19 protein-coding genes are annotated in these 22,825 nt (G+C 65.7%); 18 read left to right on the forward strand and 1 reads right to left on the reverse strand.

The genetic code is table 11. The annotated features are described in order from the left end of the window. The first annotated feature begins 127 nt into the window (after nt 1-127). The 16 genes from hslU to ftsZ all read left to right on the forward strand — a co-directional run bounded on the left by hslU (nt 128) and on the right by ftsZ (nt 19,597). The gene (hslU, locus tag N4G42_RS04215) at nt 128-1,453 is read left to right on the forward strand and encodes an ATP-dependent protease ATPase subunit HslU (protein WP_056745276.1); all 1,326 of its coding nucleotides are present in this window, start codon (nt 128-130) and stop codon (nt 1,451-1,453) included. A 252-nt stretch (nt 1,454-1,705) separates the two neighbouring features. Beyond that, a complete protein-coding gene (mraZ, locus tag N4G42_RS04220) occupies nt 1,706-2,134 on the forward strand; it encodes a division/cell wall cluster transcriptional repressor MraZ (protein ID WP_015012546.1) in 429 nt (142 codons plus the stop codon). A gap of 8 nt (nt 2,135-2,142) precedes the next feature. Beyond that, the gene (rsmH, locus tag N4G42_RS04225) at nt 2,143-3,069 is read left to right on the forward strand and encodes a 16S rRNA (cytosine(1402)-N(4))-methyltransferase RsmH (RefSeq protein WP_260666278.1); all 927 of its coding nucleotides are present in this window, start codon (nt 2,143-2,145) and stop codon (nt 3,067-3,069) included. A gap of 1 nt (nt 3,070) precedes the next feature. Continuing rightward, nucleotides 3,071-3,400 carry a cell division protein FtsL gene (ftsL, locus tag N4G42_RS04230; RefSeq protein ID WP_056059227.1) on the forward strand — a complete coding sequence of 110 codons (330 nt, stop codon included), beginning with the start codon at nt 3,071-3,073 and terminating at the stop codon, nt 3,398-3,400. Continuing rightward, the gene (locus N4G42_RS04235) at nt 3,397-5,142 is read left to right on the forward strand and encodes a peptidoglycan D,D-transpeptidase FtsI family protein (RefSeq protein WP_116748936.1); all 1,746 of its coding nucleotides are present in this window, start codon (nt 3,397-3,399) and stop codon (nt 5,140-5,142) included. The genes ftsL and N4G42_RS04235 overlap by 4 nt, the downstream gene beginning before the upstream one ends. Beyond that, nucleotides 5,142-6,656, forward strand: a complete 1,515-nt coding sequence (locus N4G42_RS04240; RefSeq protein WP_260666281.1) for a UDP-N-acetylmuramoyl-L-alanyl-D-glutamate--2,6-diaminopimelate ligase — start codon at nt 5,142-5,144, stop codon at nt 6,654-6,656. The genes N4G42_RS04235 and N4G42_RS04240 overlap by 1 nt, the downstream gene beginning before the upstream one ends. Continuing rightward, a complete protein-coding gene (gene murF, locus N4G42_RS04245) occupies nt 6,647-8,125 on the forward strand; it encodes a UDP-N-acetylmuramoyl-tripeptide--D-alanyl-D-alanine ligase (protein ID WP_260666283.1) in 1,479 nt (492 codons plus the stop codon). The genes N4G42_RS04240 and murF overlap by 10 nt, the downstream gene beginning before the upstream one ends. Before the next feature lie 39 nt (nt 8,126-8,164). After that, nucleotides 8,165-9,343, forward strand: a complete 1,179-nt coding sequence (mraY, locus tag N4G42_RS04250; RefSeq protein ID WP_015012552.1) for a phospho-N-acetylmuramoyl-pentapeptide-transferase — start codon at nt 8,165-8,167, stop codon at nt 9,341-9,343. After that, a complete protein-coding gene (gene murD, locus N4G42_RS04255; RefSeq protein ID WP_260666284.1) occupies nt 9,340-11,316 on the forward strand; it encodes a UDP-N-acetylmuramoyl-L-alanine--D-glutamate ligase in 1,977 nt (658 codons plus the stop codon). Before mraY ends, murD begins: the two co-directional genes overlap by 4 nt. Continuing rightward, entirely contained in the window at nt 11,313-12,581 is a 1,269-nt protein-coding gene (ftsW, locus tag N4G42_RS04260; protein ID WP_015012554.1) for a putative lipid II flippase FtsW, read from the forward strand. Before murD ends, ftsW begins: the two co-directional genes overlap by 4 nt. Then, entirely contained in the window at nt 12,578-13,648 is a 1,071-nt protein-coding gene (gene murG, locus N4G42_RS04265) for an undecaprenyldiphospho-muramoylpentapeptide beta-N-acetylglucosaminyltransferase (RefSeq protein ID WP_260666285.1), read from the forward strand. The genes ftsW and murG overlap by 4 nt, the downstream gene beginning before the upstream one ends. Further along, nucleotides 13,645-15,078, forward strand: a complete 1,434-nt coding sequence (gene murC, locus N4G42_RS04270; RefSeq protein WP_260666286.1) for a UDP-N-acetylmuramate--L-alanine ligase — start codon at nt 13,645-13,647, stop codon at nt 15,076-15,078. Before murG ends, murC begins: the two co-directional genes overlap by 4 nt. Then, nucleotides 15,075-16,064: a D-alanine--D-alanine ligase gene (locus N4G42_RS04275; RefSeq protein WP_056646738.1), complete on the forward strand. Its 990-nt coding sequence runs from the start codon at nt 15,075-15,077 to the stop codon at nt 16,062-16,064. The genes murC and N4G42_RS04275 overlap by 4 nt, the downstream gene beginning before the upstream one ends. Beyond that, nucleotides 16,064-16,867 (forward strand): cell division protein FtsQ/DivIB, encoded by an 804-nt coding sequence (locus tag N4G42_RS04280; protein WP_099731221.1) that lies wholly within the window; start codon nt 16,064-16,066, stop codon nt 16,865-16,867. Before N4G42_RS04275 ends, N4G42_RS04280 begins: the two co-directional genes overlap by 1 nt. 107 nt (nt 16,868-16,974) lie before the next feature. Further along, complete coding sequence (gene ftsA / locus N4G42_RS04285) at nt 16,975-18,204, forward strand: cell division protein FtsA (RefSeq protein WP_015012559.1); 1,230 nt, start codon at nt 16,975-16,977, stop codon at nt 18,202-18,204. A 151-nt stretch (nt 18,205-18,355) separates the two neighbouring features. Further along, nucleotides 18,356-19,597 (forward strand): cell division protein FtsZ, encoded by a 1,242-nt coding sequence (ftsZ, locus tag N4G42_RS04290; RefSeq protein ID WP_056059196.1) that lies wholly within the window; start codon nt 18,356-18,358, stop codon nt 19,595-19,597. 140 nt (nt 19,598-19,737) lie between these two features. Here ftsZ and N4G42_RS04295 read toward each other — a convergent pair whose 3' ends face one another. Then, nucleotides 19,738-21,519 carry a methyl-accepting chemotaxis protein gene (locus N4G42_RS04295; RefSeq protein WP_260666287.1) on the reverse strand — a complete coding sequence of 594 codons (1,782 nt, stop codon included), beginning with the start codon at nt 21,517-21,519 and terminating at the stop codon, nt 19,738-19,740. Nucleotides 21,520-21,712: 193 nt separating this feature from the next. On the opposite strand from N4G42_RS04295, the gene lpxC reads away from it, so the two are divergent. After that, nucleotides 21,713-22,636 (forward strand): UDP-3-O-acyl-N-acetylglucosamine deacetylase, encoded by a 924-nt coding sequence (lpxC, locus tag N4G42_RS04300; RefSeq protein ID WP_015012562.1) that lies wholly within the window; start codon nt 21,713-21,715, stop codon nt 22,634-22,636. A gap of 7 nt (nt 22,637-22,643) precedes the next feature. Then, on the forward strand, nt 22,644-22,820 hold the full coding sequence (locus N4G42_RS04305) for a hypothetical protein (protein WP_260666288.1): 177 nt from the start codon (nt 22,644-22,646) through the stop codon (nt 22,818-22,820). Nucleotides 22,821-22,825: the final 5 nt, after the last annotated feature.

Below are 22,825 nucleotides of genomic sequence, written 5' to 3' on the forward strand. Positions count from 1 at the left end.
CGACGGTGGAACAGGCCCCGCGCAGGCCTCACGGTCAGCGCATCGAGGGCTGAATGCTCTGTTTTTTATAGCTGTTGGTGCATGATTCACTAGCGCTACAGTCCCATTTGATACCAGGAAGACCTGTATGTCGTCCATGACCCCCCAGGAAATCGTCTCCGAGCTGGACCACCACATCGTGGGCCAGGCCAGCGCCAAGCGTGCCGTGGCCATCGCTCTGCGCAACCGCTGGCGCCGCCAGCAGGTGGAAGGCAGCCTGCGCCAGGAGATCACGCCCAAGAACATCCTCATGATCGGCCCCACCGGCGTGGGCAAGACCGAGATTGCACGCCGCCTTGCAAGACTCGCCGATGCGCCCTTCATCAAGGTCGAGGCCACCAAGTTCACCGAGGTGGGCTACGTGGGCAAGGACGTGGATTCCATCATCCGCGACCTGGCCGAGATGGCTGTGAAGCAGACGCGCGAGGCCGAGATGAAGAAGGTGCGTACACGCGCCGAAGATGCCGCCGAGGAACGCATCCTGGACGTGCTGATCCCCCCGGCCCGCGCAGCGGCAGGCAGCGAACCCGCCGCTGACAACACAGCCCGCCAGGTCTTTCGCAAGAAGCTGCGCGAAGGTGCACTGGATGACAAGGAGATCGAGATCGACGTGGCCGAAGGCCGCCCCCAGCTCGAAATCATGGGCCCCCAGGGCATGGAAGAGATGACCGAGCAGCTGCGTGGCATGTTCAGCCAGCTGGGGCAGGACAAGCGCAAGACCCGCAAACTCAAGATTGCCGAGGCCCTGAAGCTCATCGCCGATGAAGAGGCGGCCAAGCTGGTCAACGAAGAGGACATCAAGACCCGAGCGGTGGCCAGCGCCGAGCAAAACGGTATCGTCTTCATCGATGAGATCGACAAGGTGGCCGCGCGGCAGGAAAGCAGTGGCGCCGACGTATCGCGCCAGGGCGTGCAGCGCGACCTGCTGCCGCTGGTGGAGGGCACCACGGTGTCCACCAAGTACGGCATGATCAAGACGGACCACATCCTGTTCATCGCCTCGGGGGCGTTCCACCTGTCCAAACCGAGCGACCTGATCCCGGAGCTGCAGGGGCGGTTCCCGATCCGGGTGGAGCTGGAATCGCTGTCGGTCAAGGACTTCGAAGCCATCCTCACCCAGACCCATGCGTCGCTGGTCAAGCAGTACCAGGCGTTGCTGGCCACCGAGGGCGTCACGCTGGAGTTCGCGCCCGAGGGCATTACCCGCCTGGCGCACATCGCCTTTGAGGTGAACGAACGCACCGAGAACATCGGCGCGCGCCGCCTGTCCACGGTGATGGAGCGCCTGCTGGACGAGGTGAGCTTTGACGCCACCCGCCTGGCCGGCCAGGCCATCACCATCGACGCCGCCTACGTCGATACCCGCCTGCAGACTCTGAGCCAGGACGAGGACCTGTCGCGCTACATCCTGTGACCACTCGGTCAACCCTTGAGAGGTCACTTTCATAGGCCTCTCTAAGTGCTTCTTTTTCAACGACTTTTGGCATTCTGGTGTCTGAAAAAACGCATCTAAGTCGTTGATTTCATTGAAAAGTTTGTGGGACAACCCCCTTGTTCGGTGTGCTTTTCCTGCTACAGTGCAAAAAAGTGCAATTAAGTGGTGAAAAGTGCCCTCAGGGTCCGTTTCTGGACCTGCGAGGCGCAAAACCGAACTGGGAATCTGTCCGTGTTTCAAGGTGCCTCGTCGCTGAGTCTCGATGCGAAGGGTCGGCTGTCCGTGCCGACCCGGCATCGTGACGTCCTCGCGGCCACGGCATCGGGCCAGCTCACCATCACCAAGCACCCGCACGGCTGCCTCATGGTCTTTCCCCGCCCTGAATGGGAGAAGTTCCGCGAGCGCATCGCCCAGCTGCCCATGTCCGCCCAGTGGTGGAAGCGCATCTTCCTGGGCAATGCCATGGATGTGGACATGGACGCCACCGGCCGTGTGCTGATCTCCCCCGAGCTGCGCGAAGCCGCCGGTATTTCCAAAGACACCATGCTGCTGGGCATGGGCAACCATTTCGAACTCTGGGACAAGGCCACCTACGACGAGCAGGAAGCCAAGGCCATGCAGGGTGAGATGCCGGATGTCTTCAAGGACTTTTCCTTCTAAGGCGCGCTGTGACATCCCCTTTGCAACACACCACCGTCCTGCTGAACGAGGCCGTGGACTCTCTCCTGGGCGGCGCAGACCCGGAACCTTCCGGCACCTGGATCGATGCGACCTTCGGGCGCGGCGGGCACTCCCGCCTCATCCTGCTCCGGCTGGGCCCCCAGGGGCGCCTGGTGGCCTTTGACAAGGACCCCGAAGCCATCGCCGAAGCAACGCGCATCACCGATGCGCGTTTTTCCATTCGGCACGAAGGTTTTCGCCATCTGGCCGACCTGCCGCCCGCCAGTGCTGCGGGCGTTCTGATGGACCTGGGCGTGAGCTCGCCCCAGATCGACAGCCCCGAACGGGGCTTCAGTTTCCGTTTTGACGGTCCGCTGGACATGCGCATGGATACCACGCGCGGCGAAAGCGTGGCCGATTGGTTGGCCACGGCCGAAGTCGGTCAGATTGCGGAGGTGATACGTGACTACGGTGAAGAACGGTTTGCTGGCCCCATTGCAAAGGCGATTGTTGCTCGGCGCGAAGAACGGGGTCCTCTTGCAACCACCGCAGAACTGGCCGACCTCGTGGCTGGCGCGGTCAAAACCCGCGAGCCGGGCCAGAACCCTGCAACGCGCACATTTCAAGCTCTTCGGATTTTCATCAACGCCGAGCTTGAAGAGCTGCAACAGGCGCTAGAGGCCAGCCTCTCGGTGCTGCAGCCCGGTGGGCGGCTGGTGGTCATCAGCTTCCATTCGCTCGAAGACCGCATCGTCAAGCAGTTCATCGGCAAACATTCCAAGGAGGTCTACGACCGCCGCGCACCGTTTGCTGCGCCGCAGGCCATGAAGCTCATCGCGCTCGACCGCATCAAGCCCAGTGCGGCCGAGGTCGAGGCCAATCCCCGCTCGCGCAGCGCCATCATGCGCGTAGCCGAGCGCACGGCGGTCGTCTGACATGACGCGGCTCAACGTGGTCCTGTTGCTGGCGGTGCTGGCCAGTGCGATCTATCTGGTGCACACCCAGTACGAATCGCGCCGCCTGTTCACCGAGCTGGACCGCGCCGTGGCCGAGGCCCGCCGTCTGGAGACGGAGCACCAGCGCCTGCAGGTGGAAAAGCGCGCCCAGGCCACGCCGCTGCGGGTGGAGAAGATCGCGCGTGCGCAGCTGAACATGCGCACCGCCACCCCAGCGATCACCCAGTACGTGTCTGACCCGCAAGGCGTCGCAACTGCCACCGCAGCGGCAGCCGCCGCCGCTTCGCAACCCGCCGGGGTGCAGCCATGAGCCGCAGCGTGCTCTATACATCCAGCCCTTTGCTGGCCAGCAAGACGCCGGTCTGGCGCAGCAAGTTCATCGTGGCGGTGATTGGGCTGGGCTTTCTGGGGCTGGCTGGGCGGGCGGCCTATGTGCAGGTGTTTGGCAACGCGTTCTTCCAGCGTCAGGGCGAGGTGCGTTTTGCGCGCACGCTGGAGTTACCTGCCAACCGCGGCAAGATCGTGGACCGCAATGGCCTGATCCTCGCGTCCAGCGTGCCGGCTGCCAGCATCTGGGCGATCCCCGAAGACGTGGACCAGGACAAGCCCGAGGTTCGCGCCAAGCTCAAGCAGCTGGCCAAGCTGCTGGACATGCCGCAGGCCGACCTGCTGAAAAAACTGGCGGATGAGGACAAGACCTTCGTCTGGATCAAGCGTCAGCTTGACTGGGATGTGGGCCAGCAGATCGCCGCCCTGGACATCAAGGGCATCTACCAGCGCAAGGAATACAAGCGCCAGTATCCCGAGGGCGAGGCTGCCGCACACGTGGTGGGCTTCACCAACGTGGAAGACCACGGCCAGGAAGGCATGGAGCTGGCGTTCGATAAGGAGCTGGCGGGCAAGCCCGGTTCGCGCCGCGTGATCAAGGACCGATTGGGCCGTGTGGTCGAAAGCGTGGGCGAAACCGTGCCCCCGGTCGATGGCAAGGACATGCAGTTGTCCATCGACAGCAAGGTGCAGTTCTTTGCCTACCAGAAGCTGCGCGACCAGGTCGCCGCGCACAAGGCCAAGGCGGGCAGCGTGGTGGTGCTCGATGCCCACACGGGTGAGCTGCTGGCGCTGGCCAACTACCCGAGCTACGTGCCCGACAAGCGCCAGAACCTGACTGGCGAGCAGTTGCGCAACCGTGCGCTGACCGACGTGTTCGAGCCCGGCTCGACCATGAAGCCGTTCACCATCGGCCTGGCGCTGGAGACCGGGCGCGTGCGCCCCGAGACCGTGGTGGATACCAACCCCGGACGCATCACCATCACAGGCTCCACGATCTCGGACACGCACAACTACGGCGTGCTCACGGTCGAAGGCGTGATCCAGAAGTCCAGCAACGTGGGCACCACCAAGCTGGCCATGCAGATGCCCGCGCGCGAGATGTGGGAGACCTTCTCGGCCGCCGGTTTTGGTCAGAAGCCCCAATTGCACTTCCCGGGCGTGGTGACGGGCCGCCTGCGCCCCTACAAGAGCTGGCGCCCCGTGGAGCAGGCCACCATGTCGTACGGCTACGGCCTCTCGGCCAGCCTGTTCCAGATGGCACGGTCGTACACCGTGTTTGCCAATGGCGGTCGGGTGATTCCCGCCACCATGCTCAAGACGGCCGAGCCCGCCGTGGGCGTGCCTGTTTTTTCCGAGCGCACGGCCGACCAGGTGCGCAAGATGCTGCAGATGGCCGCAGGCCCCGGCGGCACGGGCCAGAAGGCGCAGACCGTGGGCTACTCCGTGGGCGGCAAGTCGGGCACGGCACGCAAGCAGGTGGGCAAGAACTACGCCTCGGGCAAGTACCGCGCGTGGTTCACCGGCATGGCACCCATCGACAAGCCCCGCATCATCGTGGCCGTGATGATCGATGAGCCCAGCAACGGCGTGTTCTACGGCGGTGCCGTGGCCGCGCCGGTGTTCAGCGAGGTGGTGCAGCAGACCCTGCGCATGATGGGCGTGCAGCCCGACATGGCCGTCAAGCCGCAGATCGTGGCCAATGCCGTGGAGGAGTCGCTGTGATGCAAGCGCCGCTCCACACCCTGCAGACTGCCAGCGACGCGGTGCAATGGCTGCGCACGCGGGTCACCGGCACCCTGCACACCGACAGCCGCCAGATCACGCCCGGCGACGGCTTCATTGCCTGGCCCGGTGCCGCCACAGACGGCCGCGCGCATGTGGCCGACGCCATGGTGCGTGGCGCCACGGCCTGCCTCGTCGAACAGGCGGGGGTCGAGGCCTTCGCTTTTGCGGGCGACCACATGGCCGCGCTGCAAGGTCTCAAGGCCGCCACAGGGCCCATCGCCGCCGAATGGTTTGCGCAGCCCACGCAGCAGCTGAAGGTGCTGGCGGTGACGGGAACCAACGGCAAGACGAGCACGGCGTGGTGGCTCGCAGGTGCTCTGAATGTGCTATCGAATGAGGAGCAATCAGGGCAAGATCAATGTGCGCTGGTGGGCACTTTGGGCATGGGACTGCCACCCGCGCTCACCTCCACCGGCATGACCACACCCGACCCGGTGCGGTTGCAGCGCGCGTTTGCCCATTTTGTGGCGCAGGGCCTCGGTGCCTGCGCCATCGAGGCCTCGTCGATTGGATTGGCCGAGGCCCGGCTCGACGGCACGCACATCCACGCGGCCATCTTCACCAACTTCACGCAAGACCACCTGGACTACCACGGCAGCATGGCCGATTACTGGCTGGCCAAGCGGGCGCTGTTCGACTGGCCGGGCCTGCAGGCTGCCATCATCAATGTGGACGACCCTGCAGGCGCCCAATTGCATGGCGAGCTGAAGGGCAGTGCCCTGGATCTGTGGAGCGTCTCGGCCCAGGGGGCTGCGCGCCTGGCGGCGCAGGACATCACCCTGGGCGACCAGGGTCTGTGTTTCACGGTGGCCGAGGGTACTGACCGGCAGCTGCTGCAAACCCGCGTGATCGGCCAGTACAACGTGCTGAACCTGCTGGGGGTGCTGGCCACGCTGCGCAGCCTGGGTGTGCCGCTGGGCAGCGCTGTGCGCGTCTGCGCCAGCCTGCAGCCCGTGCCGGGCCGCATGCAGCGGCTGGTGGCGGTGGGGCAACCCCTGGTGGCCGTGGACTACGCCCACACCCCCGACGCTTTGGACAAGGCCCTGCAAGCCCTGCGCCCCCTGGCCACCGAGCGTGGCGGGCGGCTGTGGTGCGTGTTCGGCTGCGGCGGCGACCGCGACGCGGGCAAACGCCCGCTGATGGGTGCCGTGGCCCAGCAGCAGGCCGACCAGGTGCTGGTGACCAGCGACAACCCCCGCAGCGAAGACCCGGCCGCCATCCTGCACCAGATCCTGCAGGGCACGATTGCCGGTGGCACCGTGCGCGCCGAGCCCGACCGTGCGGCCGCCATCGCGCAGGCCATTGCCGAGGCCGCACCTGCCGATGTGGTGCTGATTGCCGGCAAGGGCCACGAAGACACCCAGGAGACGGCAGGCGTGCGCGTGCCGTTCTCCGACATGGCCCATGCGCAGGCTGCGCTGCAGGCCCGAGGAGCCCACACATGGGCATGAACACCATTGCACCCGTCATGACACTGCAGCAAGCCTGGGCGCTGCTGCAGCCGCGTATTCCCGCTGCCCGCTTGGTGGGCGATGGCGCCACGCCGCTGGCGCGTGTGCACACCGACACGCGCACCCTGCAGCCGGGCGATCTGTTTGTGGCGCTCAAGGGGGAGCGTTTTGATGCCAACGCCTTCCTGGCCGATGCCCGTGCTGGCGGTGCCGCTGCAGCCATTGCGCACGGTGGCCTGGAGGCAGCCGGTTTGCCCGGCATCGAAGTGCCCGACAGCCTGGCTGCGCTGGGCGCACTTGCCACCGGCTGGCGTACGCAGTTCCACCTGCCGCTGATCGGCGTGACGGGCAGCAATGGCAAGACCACGGTGACGCAGATGATCGCGTCCATCCTGCGTGCCTGGCAGGGTGAGGCTGCGTTTGCCACGCAGGGCAATTTCAACAACGACATCGGTGTGCCGCTGATGCTGATGCGCCTGCGCGCCAGCCACCGCGCCGCCGTGATCGAGATGGGCATGAACCACCCTGGCGAGATCGCCACGCTGGCCGCCATGGCCCAGCCCACGGTGGCCTTGGTCAACAACGCGCAGCGGGAGCATCTGGAGTTCATGCATACCGTCGAGGCGGTGGCCCGCGAGAACGGCTCGGTGTTTGCCAGCTTGCCCGCCGATGGCGTGGCCGTGTTCCCGTCAGGGGATGCCTACACGGGCCTGTGGCAGTCGCTGGCGCTGGAGCGGCCCGGCCGCCGCACGGTGACCTTTGGTGATGGCGGTGATGTTCGCTGTGCGCAGGCCACGTGGGAGCGCGGCGCCTGGGCGGTCACCCTGACGACACCACGCGGCGAGATCACGACCCGCCTGCACATCGCTGGCCGCCACAACGTCACCAACGCGCTGGCGGCCACGGCGTGCACGCTGGCAGCGGGTGCACCCGTCGCGGCCATTGCCCAGGGGCTGCGCGACTTCGCACCGGTCAAGGGCCGCTCGCGCGCTTTCAGTGTGACCGTCGCGGGCCGCGACATCACGGTGGTGGACGACACGTACAACGCGAACCCCGACTCCATGCACGCTGCCATCCAGGTGCTGGCCGAACTGCCAGGCCCGCAACTGCTGGTGATGGGCGACATGGGCGAGGTGGGCGACCAGGGGCCACAGTTCCACACCGAGGCCGGCGCACTGGCCCGTGAGGCTGGTATCCCCACGATGTTTGCGCTGGGCGCGCAGTCGGTGCACGCCGCGTCGGCGTACGGCGACGGGCAGGGTGGTGTTGCCCGGCATTTCAACGATATGAGCGCACTGCAGGATGCGGTGCGCAACGCCCTGCCCACGGTGGGCAGCGTGCTGGTCAAGGGATCGCGATTCATGAAGATGGAACAGGTGGTCGAGGCGATCAGCGCCGCCGCACTGCCCCCAGAACAACAACAAAAGCCGATCAACCCACGGGAGGGACACCATGGCGCAACGCATTGATATTGCCCATACGGTGTCAGCCCATGCCGGAGGTGCCACATGCTGCTGATGCTCTCGCAATGGCTGCAGGGCCTGTCGCCCGAGTTCGGCTTCTTTCGGGTGTTCCAGTACCTCACGTTCCGTGCAGTGATGGCCGCCATGACGGCGCTGCTCATCGGGCTGGTGGCCGGCCCCAAGGTGATTCGCATCCTCACCTCGCTCAAGATCGGCCAGCCCATCCGCGGCTATGCGATGCAGTCGCACCTGTCCAAGAGCGGCACGCCCACCATGGGCGGTGTGTTGATCCTGTTGTCGATCGCCATTTCCACCCTGCTGTGGTTTGACCTGTCCAACCGCTTTGTGTGGATCGTGCTCATCGTCACGCTGGGTTTTGGCGCCATCGGCTGGGTGGACGACTGGCGCAAGGTGGTCAACAAGGACCCCGAAGGCATGCGTTCGCGCGAGAAGTACTTCTGGCAGTCGGTGATCGGCCTCATGGCCGCGCTGTACCTGGTGTTCAGCATTTCTGAAAGCTCCAACGCCAAGGTGTGGGAACTGTTCGTGGGCTGGGTGCAGTCGGGCTTTTCGCTGGACCTGCCCCCCAAGGCGGGGCTGCAGTTGCCCTTCTTCAAGGAAGTGAGCTACCCGCTGGGCGTGCTCGGCTTCGTGATCCTCACCTATCTCGTCATCGTGGGCTCCAGCAATGCGGTGAACCTCACCGACGGTCTGGACGGCCTGGCCATCATGCCCGTGGTGATGGTGGGCTCGGCGCTGGGCGTGTTTGCTTATGTCACCGGCAGCTCGGTGTATTCCAAGTACCTGTTCTTCCCTCACATTCCGGGTTCGGGCGAGTTGCTGATCTTCTGCGCTGCCATGGCGGGCGCGGGCCTGGCTTTCCTCTGGTTCAACGCGCACCCCGCCCAGGTTTTCATGGGCGACGTGGGGGCACTGGCGCTGGGCGGAGCCCTGGGCACCATCGCCATCATCGTGCGCCAGGAGATCGTGCTGGCCATCATGGGCGGCATCTTTGTGGTCGAGGCCCTTTCTGTGATGCTGCAGGTCACCTGGTTCAAGTTCACCAAGAAGCGCTATGGCGAAGGCCGCCGCCTGCTCAAGATGGCGCCCCTGCACCACCACTTTGAAAAGAGCGGCTGGAAAGAAACGCAGGTGGTCGTGCGCTTCTGGATCATCACCATGCTGCTGTGCCTGATTGGCCTGTCCACGCTGAAACTGCGATGAACCCGAACGATCCTCTTGTCCCTGACCCCCTCGGCACGTCTGAGGCCATGCCCCCGTTGGCAGGGGCTGGGGTGGATGCTGCCGGTGCTCCAGAGGTCGACCCTGGCGGGCAGGATGCTGCGCCCGCGGTACCCGATGTGAGTCCAGGGCAGGACACTGCGGCATCGGGCAGCGAAGTGCCAGACGGCGTGCCTCCCGCAGAGGTCACTGAGGCGGTCCCAGGTGCGCCGGCAGGAAAGAGCACCAGCACTGCCTGGAACCCCGAGGCCGTGCCTGCTGTCTCCGCCGCGAAAGCCGCAGCGGATTTTGTGGCGCAGATCTTTGCAGAGGTGGCGGCTCCTGAGTCGGGAGCCGCTGACAGTGTGGGCGCTGCAGACACCGCAGAGGCCGACGAGCCCATGACGCCGGACGTGCCTGCAGGCCCCGCGCGCGAGGGCGTTGCGAACCTGCTGCAAGGCCAGCACATCCTGATCCTGGGCCTGGGCGCCTCGGGCATGGCGATGGCACGCTGGTGCGTGCGTTGCGGCGCGCAAGTCACTGTGGCCGACACGCGCGCCGCCCCGCCGCAACTGCCCGCACTGCAGCGAGAGCTGCCCCAGGTCCGTTTTGTGTCGGGCGCATTCGATGCCAGCCTGGTACAAGGGCAGAATCTGCACGCGGTCTATCGTTCGCCAGGGTTGAGCCCTGAGGCAGTTGCTCCTGTTTTCGAAGCGGCTCGTGCAAACAACATCTGCGCTGGCGGTGAGCTGAGTCTTTATGCCATGGCCCTGGCAGCGCTGCGCGAATCGCACGCGTATGCCCCCGCCGTGCTGGCTATCACCGGGACCAACGGCAAGACCACCGTGACCTCGCTCACCGGACAGTTGGTGGAGCGCTCTGGCAAACGCGTGGCCGTGGCCGGCAACATCGGTCCGACCCTGCTCGACACACTGGCAGAACACCTGGATGCAGACACCTTGCCCGACGTGTGGGTGCTGGAACTGTCGAGCTTTCAGCTGGATGGCGTGAATGGGGGTGAAGGGGGCTTCGAGCCCACGGCCGCCACGGTGCTCAACATCACGCAGGACCACCTGGACTGGCACGGCAGCATCGAGGCCTACGCTGCGGCCAAGGCACGCATCTTTGGCCAGACGGGCTTGATGATCCTGAACCGCGAAGACCCTGCGGTGATGGGCATGCTGCCACCGCCCGTCAAGGTCAAACTGCAAAAGCCGCAGGTGCGCGCGCACATCACTTTTGGTGGCGACATGCCCCGGCGTCCGGGCGACTTCGGCATCGAGGTGGTGAGCGGCATGCCCTGGCTGGTTCGCGCCATGGACGCCGACGAAACCCGCAAGCGTGGCCGCAACGAGGTCGAAGAGGACCTGCATATCCAGCGGCTCATGCCAGCGGATGCGCTGCGCATCCGGGGGCGCCACAACGCCACCAACGCCTTGGCGGCGCTGGCGCTGGCCACGGCAGCGGGTTGCCCGCTGGCGCCCATGCTGTACGGCCTGCGCGAGTACCGGGGCGAGCCGCACCGCGTGGAACCCGTGGCCATCATCCATGGCGTGGAATATTTTGACGACAGCAAGGGCACCAACGTAGGCGCCACGGCGGCAGCGTTGGTGGGACTGGGCACAGAGCGGCGTTTGGTGGTCATTCTGGGCGGAGAAGGCAAGGGGCAAGACTTTGCGCCTTTGGCCGCTCCCGTCGCCCGCTACGCACGTGCGGTGGTGCTGATCGGCCGCGACGCACCGCTGATCCGCACGGCGCTGCAGGACGTTGGCGTGCCACTGCTCGATGCGGGCACCTTGCCTGAGGCCGTCGCACTGGCAGCGCAGCGCGCCCATTCTGGCGACGCGGTACTGATGTCGCCTGCCTGTGCCAGCTTTGACATGTTCAAGGACTACGAGCACCGCGCCCACGTCTTTTGCGAGACCGTGCGGGCGATGGCCGACGATGCGGGCCAGTCGGCGGAGGGCATGCAATGACAGCACCCGCCAGCACCCTGCTCCAACGCGTGACCGGCTGGTTCGGCGGCCTTCCCGGCAAGGCGGCCGACGTGTTGCCCGTGCGTGTGGGCGGCACCGAGTACCGCCAGTCGTCCAGCACACCGGCAAGCGTGCTGGGCTTTGACCAAGCCCTGCTCTGGGTGGTGGTGGCGCTGCTGGCCTGGGGGCTGGTGATGGTCTATTCGGCGTCGATTGCCATGCCGGACAACCCGCGCTTTGCCAACTATGCGTCCACCCATTTCCTGACCCGCCACATGATGTACTTGGTGGTGGGCTTTGTGGCGGCGCTGCTGGCGTTCCAGGTGCCCATGGCGCTGTGGGAGCGCGTGGCGCCCTGGTTGTTCATCGTGGCCCTGCTCATGCTGGTGGCGGTGCTGATTCCTGGCGTGGGCAAGGTGGTCAACGGCGCGCGCCGCTGGTTGTCCATCGGGCCGGTGGGCTTCCAGCCGTCCGAGGTGGCCAAGTTTGCGGTGCTGATCTATGCCGCCGACTACATGGTGCGCAAGATGGAGGTGAAGGAGCGCTTCTTCCGCGCCGTGCTGCCCATGGGCGCTGCGGTGGCTATCGTCGGCGTGCTGCTGCTGGCCGAGCCCGACATGGGCGCCTTTATGGTGGTGGCCGTGATTGCCATGGGCATCCTGTTCCTGGGCGGTGTGAATGCCCGCATGTTCTTCCTGATTGCTGGCGTGCTGGTCGGCGCCTTTGCTCTGATGATCGCCAGCTCGCCCTGGCGTCGCGAGCGCGTGTTTGCATACCTGGACCCCTTCAGCGAACAGCATGCGCTGGGCAAGGGCTACCAGTTGTCGCACTCGCTGATCGCCATCGGGCGCGGCGAGGTGTTTGGCGTGGGGTTGGGCGGCAGCGTGGAGAAGCTGCACTGGCTGCCTGAGGCGCACACCGACTTTCTGATGGCCGTGATCGGCGAAGAGTTTGGTCTCGTGGGTGTGGTGGCGCTCATCATCCTGTTCCTGTGGATGACCCGCCGCATCATGCACATCGGCCGGCAGGCCATTGCACTGGACCGCGTTTTCTCCGGCCTCGTCGCACAGGGCGTGGCGATCTGGATCGGCTTCCAGGCCTTCATCAACATGGGCGTGAACCTGGGCGCACTGCCGACCAAGGGGCTCACGCTGCCACTGATGAGTTTTGGCGGGTCGGCGATTTTGATGAATCTGGTGGCGCTGGCGGTGGTGCTGCGGGTCGATTACGAGAACAAGCTCCTCATGCGGGGAGGTCGCGTATGAGCACGCAGAAGACCGCCCTCATCATGGCGGGTGGAACCGGCGGCCACATCTTCCCCGGCCTGGCCGTGGCCGAGGAACTGCGCGCACGCGGCTGGCGTGTGCACTGGCTGGGCGCGCCCGGCAGCATGGAGTCGCGCATCGTGCCGCAGCACGGCTTTGCGCTGGAACTCATCGATTTTTCGGGTGTGCGCGGCAAGGGGCTCGTCACGCTGGCGCTGTTGCCGCTGCGCCTGATGCGTGCGTTCTGGCAGGCGCTGCAGGTCGTGCGCCGCGTGAAGCCCGACGTGGTGGTGGGCCTGGGTGGTTACATCACCTTTCCGGGCGGGATGATGGGCGTGCTCGCGGGCAAGCCCCTGGTGCTGCATGAGCAGAATTCGGTGGCGGGCATGGCGAACAAGGTCCTGGCCGGTGTGGCCGACCGCGTGTTCACGGCCTTCCCCAACGTGTTCAAACAGGGGCAGTGGGTGGGCAACCCGCTGCGCACTGCCTTCACGCAGCAGCCCGGCCCCTCGGAGCGGTTTGCGGGCCGCAGCGGCCCGCTGCGCCTGCTGGTGGTGGGCGGCAGCCTGGGCGCACGTGCGCTCAACGAGATCGTGCCCCAGGCCATCGCGCTGATGCCTGCCGACCAGCGCCCCACCGTGGTCCACCAAAGCGGTGCGGCGCAGATCGATGCGCTGCGCGCCAATTACGTCGCCGCCGGGGTCGAGGCAGAGCTGACGCCTTTCATCGACGACACCGCCAGCGCGTTTGCAGCGGCCGACATCATCGTTTGCCGGGCGGGGGCGAGCACCGTCACCGAGATCGCGGCCGTGGGCGCCGCGTCCATCTTTGTCCCCTTCCCGTCGGCCGTGGACGACCACCAGACCACCAACGCGCAGTTCCTCGTGAACGCAGGAGGCGGCTGGCTGGTGCAGCAGCGCGACCTGACGCCGCAAGGGCTGTCTGAAATGCTATTGAAATTAGAGCGGCCCACACTTGTGGATGTGGCGCTCAAGGCCAAAAACATGCAAAAAATCAACGCCACCCGCGAGGTGGTGACTGCCTGCGAGGAGTTGGCCCAACCATGAAACATGCGATTCGCCACATCCATTTCGTAGGCCTCGGCGGCGCCGGCATGAGTGGCATTGCCGAAGTGCTGTTCAACCTGGGTTACCGCATCTCGGGCTCGGACCTGGCCGACAGTGCCACGCTGCGCCGCCTGGCAGACCTCGGCATCAAGACCTGCCTCGGCCACGCGGCAGCGCACATCGATGGCGCCGACGCCGTGGTCACGTCCACAGCCGTCACTTCGGACAACCCTGAAGTGCTGGCCGCACGCGAAAAGAAGATCCCCGTGGTGCCGCGCGCACTGATGCTGGCCGAACTGATGCGCCTGAAGCAGGGCATTGCCATCGCGGGCACGCACGGCAAGACCACCACTACCAGCCTCGTGACCAGCGTGCTGGCCGAGGCGGGGCTGGATCCGACGTTCGTCATCGGCGGCAGGCTCAACAGCGCGGGCGCCAATGCCAAGCTGGGCAGCGGCGACTACATCGTGGTCGAGGCCGATGAGTCCGACGCGTCGTTCTTGAACCTGCTGCCCGTGATGGCCGTGGTGACCAACATCGACGCCGACCACATGGAGACCTATGGTCACGACTTCGGCCGGCTCAAGGGCGCGTTTGTCGATTTCCTGCACCGCATGCCGTTCTACGGCACGGCTGTCCTGTGTGTGGACAGTCCCGCCGTGCGCGACATCCTGCAGAGCGTGACCTGCCCCATCACCAGCTACGGCTTCTCGGAAGACGCGCAGGTGCGCGCCATCAACGTGCGCGCCGAGGCGGGCCAGATGCGCTTCACCGTGCAGCGGCGCAACGGCGTCACGCTGCCCGATATGGAGATCGTGCTCAACCTCGCGGGCGAGCACAACGTGCTCAACGCGCTGTCGGCCATTGCCGTGGCGGTGGAGCTCAACATCCCCGACGACGCCGTGCAGCGCGCGCTGGCGGGCTTCAAGGGCGTGGGCCGACGCTTCCAGCGCTATGGCGATCTGCCCGCGAAGGACGGCGGCACCTTCACCGTCATCGACGACTACGGCCACCACCCTGTGGAGATGGCTGCCACGCTGGCGGCCGCACGCGGTGCGTTCCCCGGGCGGCGCCTGGTGCTGGCTTTCCAGCCGCACCGCTACACCCGCACGCGCGATTGCTTTGAAGATTTCGTCAAGGTGATCGGCCATGCCGATGCGGTACTGCTCACCGAGGTGTATGCCGCAGGCGAGGCGCCGGTCGTGGCCGCCGATGGACGCTCGCTGGCCCGTGCCCTGCGCGTGGCCGGCCGTGTGGAGCCGGTGTTTGTGGACAACGTGGTCGATCTGCCCCAGGCCATTGCCGACAACGCACGCGCGGGCGACGTGGTGATGTGCATGGGAGCCGGCTCCATTGGCGCAGTGCCCGGCAAGGTGGTTGCGATGCTACAAAATAATGAGCTGAAAGCGCATGAAGGGAGCGCACTATGACCCTTCCTGAATCGAATATCGATGTGAAGTCGCTGGGCAAGGTTGCCGTCCTGATGGGCGGGGACTCGGCCGAGCGCGAGGTGTCGCTGATGTCGGGCAGCGGCGTGCTGCAGGCGCTGCGCTCGCGTGGCGTGGATGCCCATGCGTTTGACCCCGCACAGAACGCGCTGGGCGACTTGAAGCGCGACGGCTACGCCCGCTGCTTCATCGCACTGCACGGCCGCCATGGCGAAGACGGCACGGTGCAGGGCGCGCTGGAGCTGCTGCGCATTCCGTACACCGGCCCCGGCGTGATGGCCTCGGCCATCGCCATGGACAAGGTCATGACCAAGCGGGTGTGGCTGGCCGAGGGCCTGCCCACGCCCCGCTATGTGTGGCTGGCGCCCGATCGGCAGCAGCGCGAGGTGGTGCGCACCGTGCCCGACGAGCTGGGCCTGCCGCTCATCGTCAAGCCGCCGCGCGAAGGCTCGTCCATCGGCGTGACCAAGGTACGCGGCTATTCGGACATGCAGGAGGCCGTGCAGCTCTCTGCCCAGTACGACCCCGACGTGCTCTGCGAAGAGTTCATCGAGGGCGAAGAGGTGACCTGCCCCGTGCTGGGCCAGGGCGCCAGCGCCCGTGCGCTGCCGGTGATCCGCATCGTGGCGCCCGATGGCGCCTACGACTACCAGAACAAGTACTTCACCGACGACGTGAAGTACCAGTGCCCAAGCGGCCTGCCCGAGGCCGAAGAGCGCGAGATCCAGCGCATTGTGCTGGAGGCTTACCGCACCCTGGGCTGCCGGGGCTGGGGCCGTGCCGACCTGATGATCCGCGCGAGCGACCGCAAGCCCTTCCTGCTGGAGATGAACACATCCCCTGGCATGACGGGTCATTCGCTGGTGCCCATGTCGGCCCGGGCCTCGGGCATCAGCTACGAAGAGCTGTGTCTGCGCATCCTCGCGGATGCGGCCCTCGACACGCCCGCAAAACCAAAGGCCGCCTGATGACCCAGACGCTGCCCGCACCCCTGGACGTCAAGCTCATGAACCTGACCGCGTCGGTCCTGTTCGTGGGCTGCGCCCTGGCCGTGCTGGCGGCGGGGGTGGGGTGGGTGCTGCGCTACCCCGGCTTTGCCATCGCACGCATCGTGGTGCAGGGCGAGCTGGTGCACAACAACGCGGTGACCCTGCGGGCCAACGTGGCGCCACATCTGGTGGGCAACTTCTTCACCGTGGATCTGCGTGCCGCCCGCGAGGCCTTCGAGCAGGTGCCCTGGGTACGCCGCGCGCAAGTGCGTCGGGTGTACCCCGGCAGCTTGCGTGTGGAGCTGCAGGAGCATGACGCGGTGGCGTACTGGGGGCCGGACACCGGCTCAGCGCTGGTCAACAGCCAGGGCGAAGTCTTCGAGGCCAATGTGGGCGATGTGGAGCAGGAGGGCCTGCCGCGCCTGCAGGGGCCTACAGGCAGCTCGGCCGAGGTGCTGCAGATGTATGGGCTGCTGGAGCCCGTGTTCAAACCTCTGGGCCTGGACGTGGAAGAGCTGCAGCTGACCGGGCGAGGCGGCTGGCGCGCCACCCTCGACAGTGAGGCCGTGGTGGAGCTGGGAGGCGGTACGCCGCAGGAAGTGGTGCAGCGCACGCAGCGTTTTGTACGCACCCTGACCCAGGTGGCCGCGCAGTATGGCCGCCGCGTGGACGCGCTGGAGTCTGCGGACCTGCGCCACGCCGGGGGCTACGCCCTGCGCCTGCGGGGTGTGACCACAGTGACTGCAGACGCAACCGGCGCGACGGCCGTGCGCAAGAGGTAATGGCATGAGGCAAGACAGAGCAAGACGCAGCACTCTGCGGGCCCCGAGAGGGCGGTGCGAGGGGTTGGTGGGACAGCGGGACAGAACCGAGAAGGGCAGAGACTGATATGGCAAGAGAATACAAAGACGTCGTCGTGGGGCTGGACATTGGCACCGCCAAGGTCATGGCTGTGGTGGCCGAGGTTCTGCCCAATGGCGAGCTCAAGCTCGCAGGCTTGGGCGTGGCCCCGAGCAATGGTCTCAAGCGCGGCGTGGTGGTCAACATCGATGCCACCGTGCAGAGCATCCAGCAGGCGCTGAAAGAGGCCGAGCTGATGGCGGACTGCAAGATCCAGCGCGTCTACACCGGCATCACGGGCAGCCACATTCGCGGTCTCAACTCCAGCGGCATGGTGGCGGTGAAGGACAAGGAAGTCACGTCGGCCGACGTGGCCCGCGTGGTGGAGACGGCCAAGGCCATCAACATCAGCAGCGACCAGCGCCTGTTGCTGGTGGAGCCGCAGGAATTCGTGATCGACGGGCAGGATGTGAAGGAGCCCATCGGCATGAGCGGCATCCGCCTGGAGGCCAAGATCCACATCGTGACCGGCGCGCAGAGCGCGGCCGAGAACATCATCAAGTGTGTGCGCCGCTGCGGCCTGGAGGTCGAGCAGCTCATGCTCAATCCTCTGGCCAGCAGCCAGGCCGTGCTCACTGACGACGAGCGCGAGCTGGGCGTGGTGGTGGTGGACATCGGCGCGGGCACGACCGATGTCGCCATCTTCACTGGCGGCGCGATTCGCCACACCGCGGTGATTCCGATTGCGGGCGACCTCATCACCAGCGACATCGCCATGGCACTGCGCACGCCGACCAAGGACGCGGAGGACATCAAGGTGGAAAGCGGCTACGCCAAGCAACTGTTGGCTGACCCCGAGGCGCAGGTGGAAGTGCCCGGCCTGGGCGACCGCAGCCCGCGCATGCTGAGCAAGCAGGCGCTGGCCGGTGTGATCGAGCCGCGTGTCGAAGAAATCTTCTCGCTCGTGCAGCAGGTGGTGCGCGAGTCGGGCTACGAAGAAGTGCTGTCGTCGGGCATCGTGCTCACGGGCGGCAGCTCGGTCATGCCGGGAATGATCGAACTGGGCGAGGACATCTTCCTCAAGCCCGTGCGGCGCGGCATACCGAAGTATTCCAGCGCCCTGGCTGACATGGTGGCCCAGCCCCGTGCAGCCACCGTGATGGGGCTGCTGGAAGAAGCGCGCCTGGCACGTCTGCGCGGCTTCAAGGTGGCTCAGAAGAGTGGGTCCATGAAGACCGCATTCGGGCGCTTCAAAGATTTCATCGTGGGGAATTTCTGACCATGAAATACCCCCTGTGGCTAGCGCGTGGAAGCCCTCACCAGATACCGCGCGAGCGATGGCGATGTACAGGACCGCCACGCACTACAAGAAAAATGATCCCATCTCTCAATTGGCAATTGCATACGAATTTAGAACCAGGAGCTCCAAGATGACCATCGAAATGATCGAAGCCGAAGAATTCAACCAGGGCACCCAGATCAAGGTGATCGGTGTGGGCGGTGGCGGCAGCAATGCCGTCGAGCACATGATTGCCCGCAGCGTGCAGGGCGTGGAGTTTGTCAGCGCCAACACCGATGCACAGGCGCTCACGCGCAGCTCGGCGCACCGCGTCATCCAGCTGGGCAACAGCGGCCTGGGTGCTGGGGGCAAGCCCGAGAAAGCCCGCGATGCGGCTGAGGCGGCGGTGGCCGATATCCGTGAAGCCATCTCTGGCGCCCACATGCTGTTCATCACGGCGGGCATGGGCGGCGGCACGGGCACGGGCGCTGCGCCCGTGATCGCGCGCGTGGCCAAGGAGATGGGCATCCTGACGGTGGGCGTGGTCACCAAGCCTTTCGACTGGGAAGGCGGTCGCCGCATGAAGAATGCGGACGATGGCCTGGCTGAACTGGAAGCCAACGTGGACTCGCTGATTGTTGTGCTCAACGAGAAGCTGCTGGACGTGCTGGGCGACGACATCACCCAGGACGAGGCCTTTGCGCACGCCAATGACGTGCTCAAGAACGCTGTGGGCGGTATCGCTGAGATCATCAACGAATACGGCCAGGTGAACGTGGACTTTGAAGACGTGCGCACCGTGATGGGCGAGCCGGGCAAAGCCATGATGGGCACGGCCACGGCCAGCGGCCCAGACCGCGCACGCATCGCAGCCGAGCAGGCCATCGCCTGCCCGCTGCTCGAAGGCATCGACCTGTCGGGCGCCAAGGGTGTGCTGGTGCTGGTCACGGCCAGCAAGGGCAGCCTCAAGCTGTCCGAGTCACGCCAGGCCATGAACACCATCAACGCCTACGCATCGACCGACGCGCACGTGATCTTTGGTGCTGCCTATGACGAAAGCCTGGGTGACGAGATCCGCGTGACCGTGGTGGCCACGGGTCTGTCGCGTGCCAATGCGCGCCGGCAGCCCATCTCGGTGGTGCAGGGTGGCCTGCGCACGGGTACGGACAACATGGCCTACCAAATGCCTGTCGCCGGTGTGGGTACGCTGGGTGGTGCCGTGGGCGTGCAAGGCGGCCACACGGGCAGCGCGCAGGCCGACTATGGCAGCATGTCGGTACCCAGCGTGTGGCGTACCAACCGCACGCAGGCCGCAGCCCGCGTGGATGCCCTGTCGTCCGGCGGTATGGATGACCTGGAAATCCCCGCCTTCCTGCGCAAGCAAGCGGACTGACAACCGCGCTGATCGCACCCTGCGGCCCCCTCCCGGGGGCTGCAAGACAAAAAGCCCTGCCGGCGCAAGCTGGTAGGGCTTTTTGACTGGGCGAACGTCAGCAGGCTCTCAGGCCTGGGCCGCCCCAGGCCTCTGAGTGGTCAGAAAGATTCCCAGTCATCGTTATTGTCAGCCGCAGGCTTGGGGCTGCTTGCCTTGGGGGGCAATGCCGCCGCTGGCGCGGGTGAAGGCGCAGCAGCACGAGGGGCTGCCGGCGCCTTGGCCAGGGCCGGGCGGGGCGCTGCCGCACGCACGGCAGGTGCCACTGCGGGGCGGGGCGCAGCTGCGGGGCGGCTGGCCGGGGCGGGCGCGGAGGTGCTGCCGTTCACGCGGAACAGCGCCACCACCTGGGTGAGCTTCATGGCTTGCTCGCGCAGGCTGTCTGCTGCTGCAGCCGACTGCTCCACCAGCGCTGAGTTCTGCTGGGTCATCTGGTCCAGCTGGTTCACGGCGGTGTTGACCTGGGCAATGCCCTGGCTCTGCTCCGATGTGGCTGAGCGGATTTCTCCAATGATGTCTGTCACGCGTTGAACGCTGTCCACGATCTCGGTCATGGTGGCGCCTGCATTGCCCACCAGTTGCGTGCCCGATGCCACCTTCTCCACGGAAGCGTCGATCAATGTCTTGATTTCCTTGGCGGCTGCAGCGCTGCGCTGTGCCAGACTGCGTACTTCGCTGGCGACCACCGCGAAACCGCGACCCTGTTCACCTGCGCGCGCTGCCTCGACGGCGGCGTTGAGCGCCAGGATGTTGGTCTGGAACGCGATCCCGTCGATGACGCCGATGATGTCGCTGATCTTGTTGCTGCTGGCGTTGATGTCCTGCATGGTGGATACCACTCGGGACACCACTTCCCCTCCGCGCGCCGCCACGGCAGCCGCTGAAGTTGCCATCTGGTTGGCGGTTTGCGCGGAGTCCGATGTCTGCTTGACGGTGCTGGTCAGCTCCTCCATGCTGCTGGCGGTGGTTTGCAGGTTGCTGGCCGTGTCTTCGGTGCGGTGGGCCAGGTCGTTGTTGCCCTGGGCAATTTCCCCCGACGCCGTAGCAATGCTGTCCGTGGCCGACCGTACCTCGGTCACCAGCTTGCGCAGCGAGGCCACCATGTGGGCCAAGCCATCGAGCATGGAGCCGGGCGGTGCAGCCGGAATCTGGGCATCCAGGTTGCCTTCGGCCACTTCGGACATGATGGCAATGGCGTGGGTGGGTTCGCCACCAATCTGGCGCAACACCGAGCGCGACACCAGCAGGCCGATCACCCCCACCGCCACAAACACCGCGACCACCAGTGCAAGGCTCGACCACAGGGCCTTGCGCAGCATGGCATCGACGTCGTCCGTATACAGCCCGGAGCCCACCATCCAGTTCCAGCCGTCCACTTTGACTATGTACTGCAGCTTGGGCACGGGTGTCTGCTGGCCGGGGCGCGCGAACATGGTGGGCACAAAGGCCTTGCCGTCCTTGCTGCTGCGCATGCCGTTGACCAGCAGGCCGATGATGTCCACGCCCGAACCATCCTTGACCTTGCCGAGCATGTCCTGCCCGTCCCACTCGGTCTTGAAGGGGTGCATCACGCCAACGCCCTCGGTGGTCCAGATGTAGAAATATTCGGTCTTGCCCTCGGGGCCACCGTAGCGTGCAATGCGCAGGGCGTCCTTGGCAGCCTTCTGCGCGTCTTCCACCGACATGGCGCCACTCGCGGCCTTGGCCTGGTAACCGACCACGATGCTGTGTGCGGACTGGACGGCGGTGGTCAGCAGGTCCTTGCGGGACTCGGTGATCAGTCGCCGCTCCTGGAGGAGTGACAGGATGGCCATGATCAGCAGCGCCGTGAGCGCGGTGCCGATCATGAGCATGACTTTCATCTTGAAACTGAGTTTGCTCATGGGAGTCTCCTGTGGGGCGGGTGTCGTGTGTTCATGTTGTGGTTGTTAAGGCCCTGTGTACCAAATTGTGCGGCGAACCATGGGGCCTGCACAGTAGGTGAAAACGCGGCGGTAGCTCTACGTACGCGTCGCTTTGAGGTGCGACAAGACCTCGGCACGTGCGGGGCGGTGCCGCAGAAACTAAAATGCGCAGATGCTCCAGCAACGCACCCTCAAGACCCTGACCCGCGCCGTAGGCGTGGGTCTGCACAGCGGCCAACGGGTCGAGTTGACCCTGCGGCCCGCGCAGCCGGACACAGGCATCGTGTTCCGGCGGGTGGATCTGCCGCAGCCGGTGGACATTCCCATCCGTGCCGAGGCGGTGACGGATACGAGGCTGGCGTCCACCATCGCAGTGGGCAATGCCAAGGTGCACACGGTGGAGCACCTGATGTCGGCCTGTGCGGGGCTGGGCATCGACAACCTGTACGTGGACATCACGGCCGAAGAGGTCCCCATCCTCGATGGGTCTTCGGCCTCGTTTGTGTTCCTGTTGCAAAGCGCCGGGGTGGAACTGCAGAACGCACCCAAGCGCTTTATCCGCGTCACCCGGCCCGTGGAGGTGCGCGAGGGTGAGGGTGCCAACGCCAAGTGGGCGCGCCTCACGCCGTACCACGGCTACAAGCTCAGCTTCGAAATCGACTTTGACCACCCGGCGGTGGACTCCACTGGCCAGCGCGTCGAGTTTGACCTGGGGCAAGGCAACTACAGCCGCGACATTGCCCGGGCGCGCACCTTCGGCTTCACCCGTGATGTGGAGATGATGCGCTCCAACGGCCTGGCGCTGGGCGGCGGGCTGGACAACGCCATCGTGATGGACGACTACAAGGTGCTCAACAGCGACGGCCTGCGTTATGACGACGAGTTCGTGAAGCACAAGATCCTGGATGCCATGGGTGACCTGTACCTCATCGGCAAGCCGCTGCTGGCCGCCTACAGTGCGTTCCGCTCGGGCCACGCCATGAACAACCTCTTGCTGCGTGAGCTGCTGGCCCAGCGTGATGCCTGGGAGGTGGTCACGTTCGAGGACGAGCGCCAGGCTCCCACCGGCTTTGCGCAGCCTGCGCGCGCCTGGTAGCACGCACATGTTGATCTTTCGCTGGCTGGCCATGCTGCTGCTCCTGGCGGCGGCCGTGTCGTTCGCGTTTTACGCGGGCACCGGGCAGCCGCGCTACAAGCGCCTGGGGCTCGTCATCCTCAATTGGACAGTGATTGCCGCCGTCTTTTTCTTCGCGGTGATCCTCATCGGCCGCCTGGCCTGATGTAT

Source organism: Acidovorax sp. K2F (assembly GCF_025246485.1).
Lineage (GTDB): Bacteria > Pseudomonadota > Gammaproteobacteria > Burkholderiales > Burkholderiaceae_C > Acidovorax > Acidovorax delafieldii.

Coding starts and splice junctions, on each gene's coding strand:
- ftsL (WP_056059227.1), top strand. CDS start 3,071: ATGACGCGGCTCAACGTGGTCCTGTTGCTGGCGGTGCTGGCCAGTGCG.
- N4G42_RS04235 (WP_116748936.1), top strand. CDS start 3,397: ATGAGCCGCAGCGTGCTCTATACATCCAGCCCTTTGCTGGCCAGCAAG.
- N4G42_RS04305 (WP_260666288.1), top strand. CDS start 22,644: ATGTTGATCTTTCGCTGGCTGGCCATGCTGCTGCTCCTGGCGGCGGCC.
- lpxC (WP_015012562.1), top strand. CDS start 21,713: ATGCTCCAGCAACGCACCCTCAAGACCCTGACCCGCGCCGTAGGCGTG.
- mraY (WP_015012552.1), top strand. CDS start 8,165: ATGCTGCTGATGCTCTCGCAATGGCTGCAGGGCCTGTCGCCCGAGTTC.
- hslU (WP_056745276.1), top strand. CDS start 128: ATGTCGTCCATGACCCCCCAGGAAATCGTCTCCGAGCTGGACCACCAC.
- N4G42_RS04240 (WP_260666281.1), top strand. CDS start 5,142: ATGCAAGCGCCGCTCCACACCCTGCAGACTGCCAGCGACGCGGTGCAA.
- murG (WP_260666285.1), top strand. CDS start 12,578: ATGAGCACGCAGAAGACCGCCCTCATCATGGCGGGTGGAACCGGCGGC.
- ftsA (WP_015012559.1), top strand. CDS start 16,975: ATGGCAAGAGAATACAAAGACGTCGTCGTGGGGCTGGACATTGGCACC.
- ftsZ (WP_056059196.1), top strand. CDS start 18,356: ATGACCATCGAAATGATCGAAGCCGAAGAATTCAACCAGGGCACCCAG.
- N4G42_RS04295 (WP_260666287.1), bottom strand. CDS start 21,519: ATGAGCAAACTCAGTTTCAAGATGAAAGTCATGCTCATGATCGGCACC.
- ftsW (WP_015012554.1), top strand. CDS start 11,313: ATGACAGCACCCGCCAGCACCCTGCTCCAACGCGTGACCGGCTGGTTC.
- N4G42_RS04280 (WP_099731221.1), top strand. CDS start 16,064: ATGACCCAGACGCTGCCCGCACCCCTGGACGTCAAGCTCATGAACCTG.
- N4G42_RS04275 (WP_056646738.1), top strand. CDS start 15,075: ATGACCCTTCCTGAATCGAATATCGATGTGAAGTCGCTGGGCAAGGTT.
- murC (WP_260666286.1), top strand. CDS start 13,645: ATGAAACATGCGATTCGCCACATCCATTTCGTAGGCCTCGGCGGCGCC.
- murD (WP_260666284.1), top strand. CDS start 9,340: ATGAACCCGAACGATCCTCTTGTCCCTGACCCCCTCGGCACGTCTGAG.
- murF (WP_260666283.1), top strand. CDS start 6,647: ATGGGCATGAACACCATTGCACCCGTCATGACACTGCAGCAAGCCTGG.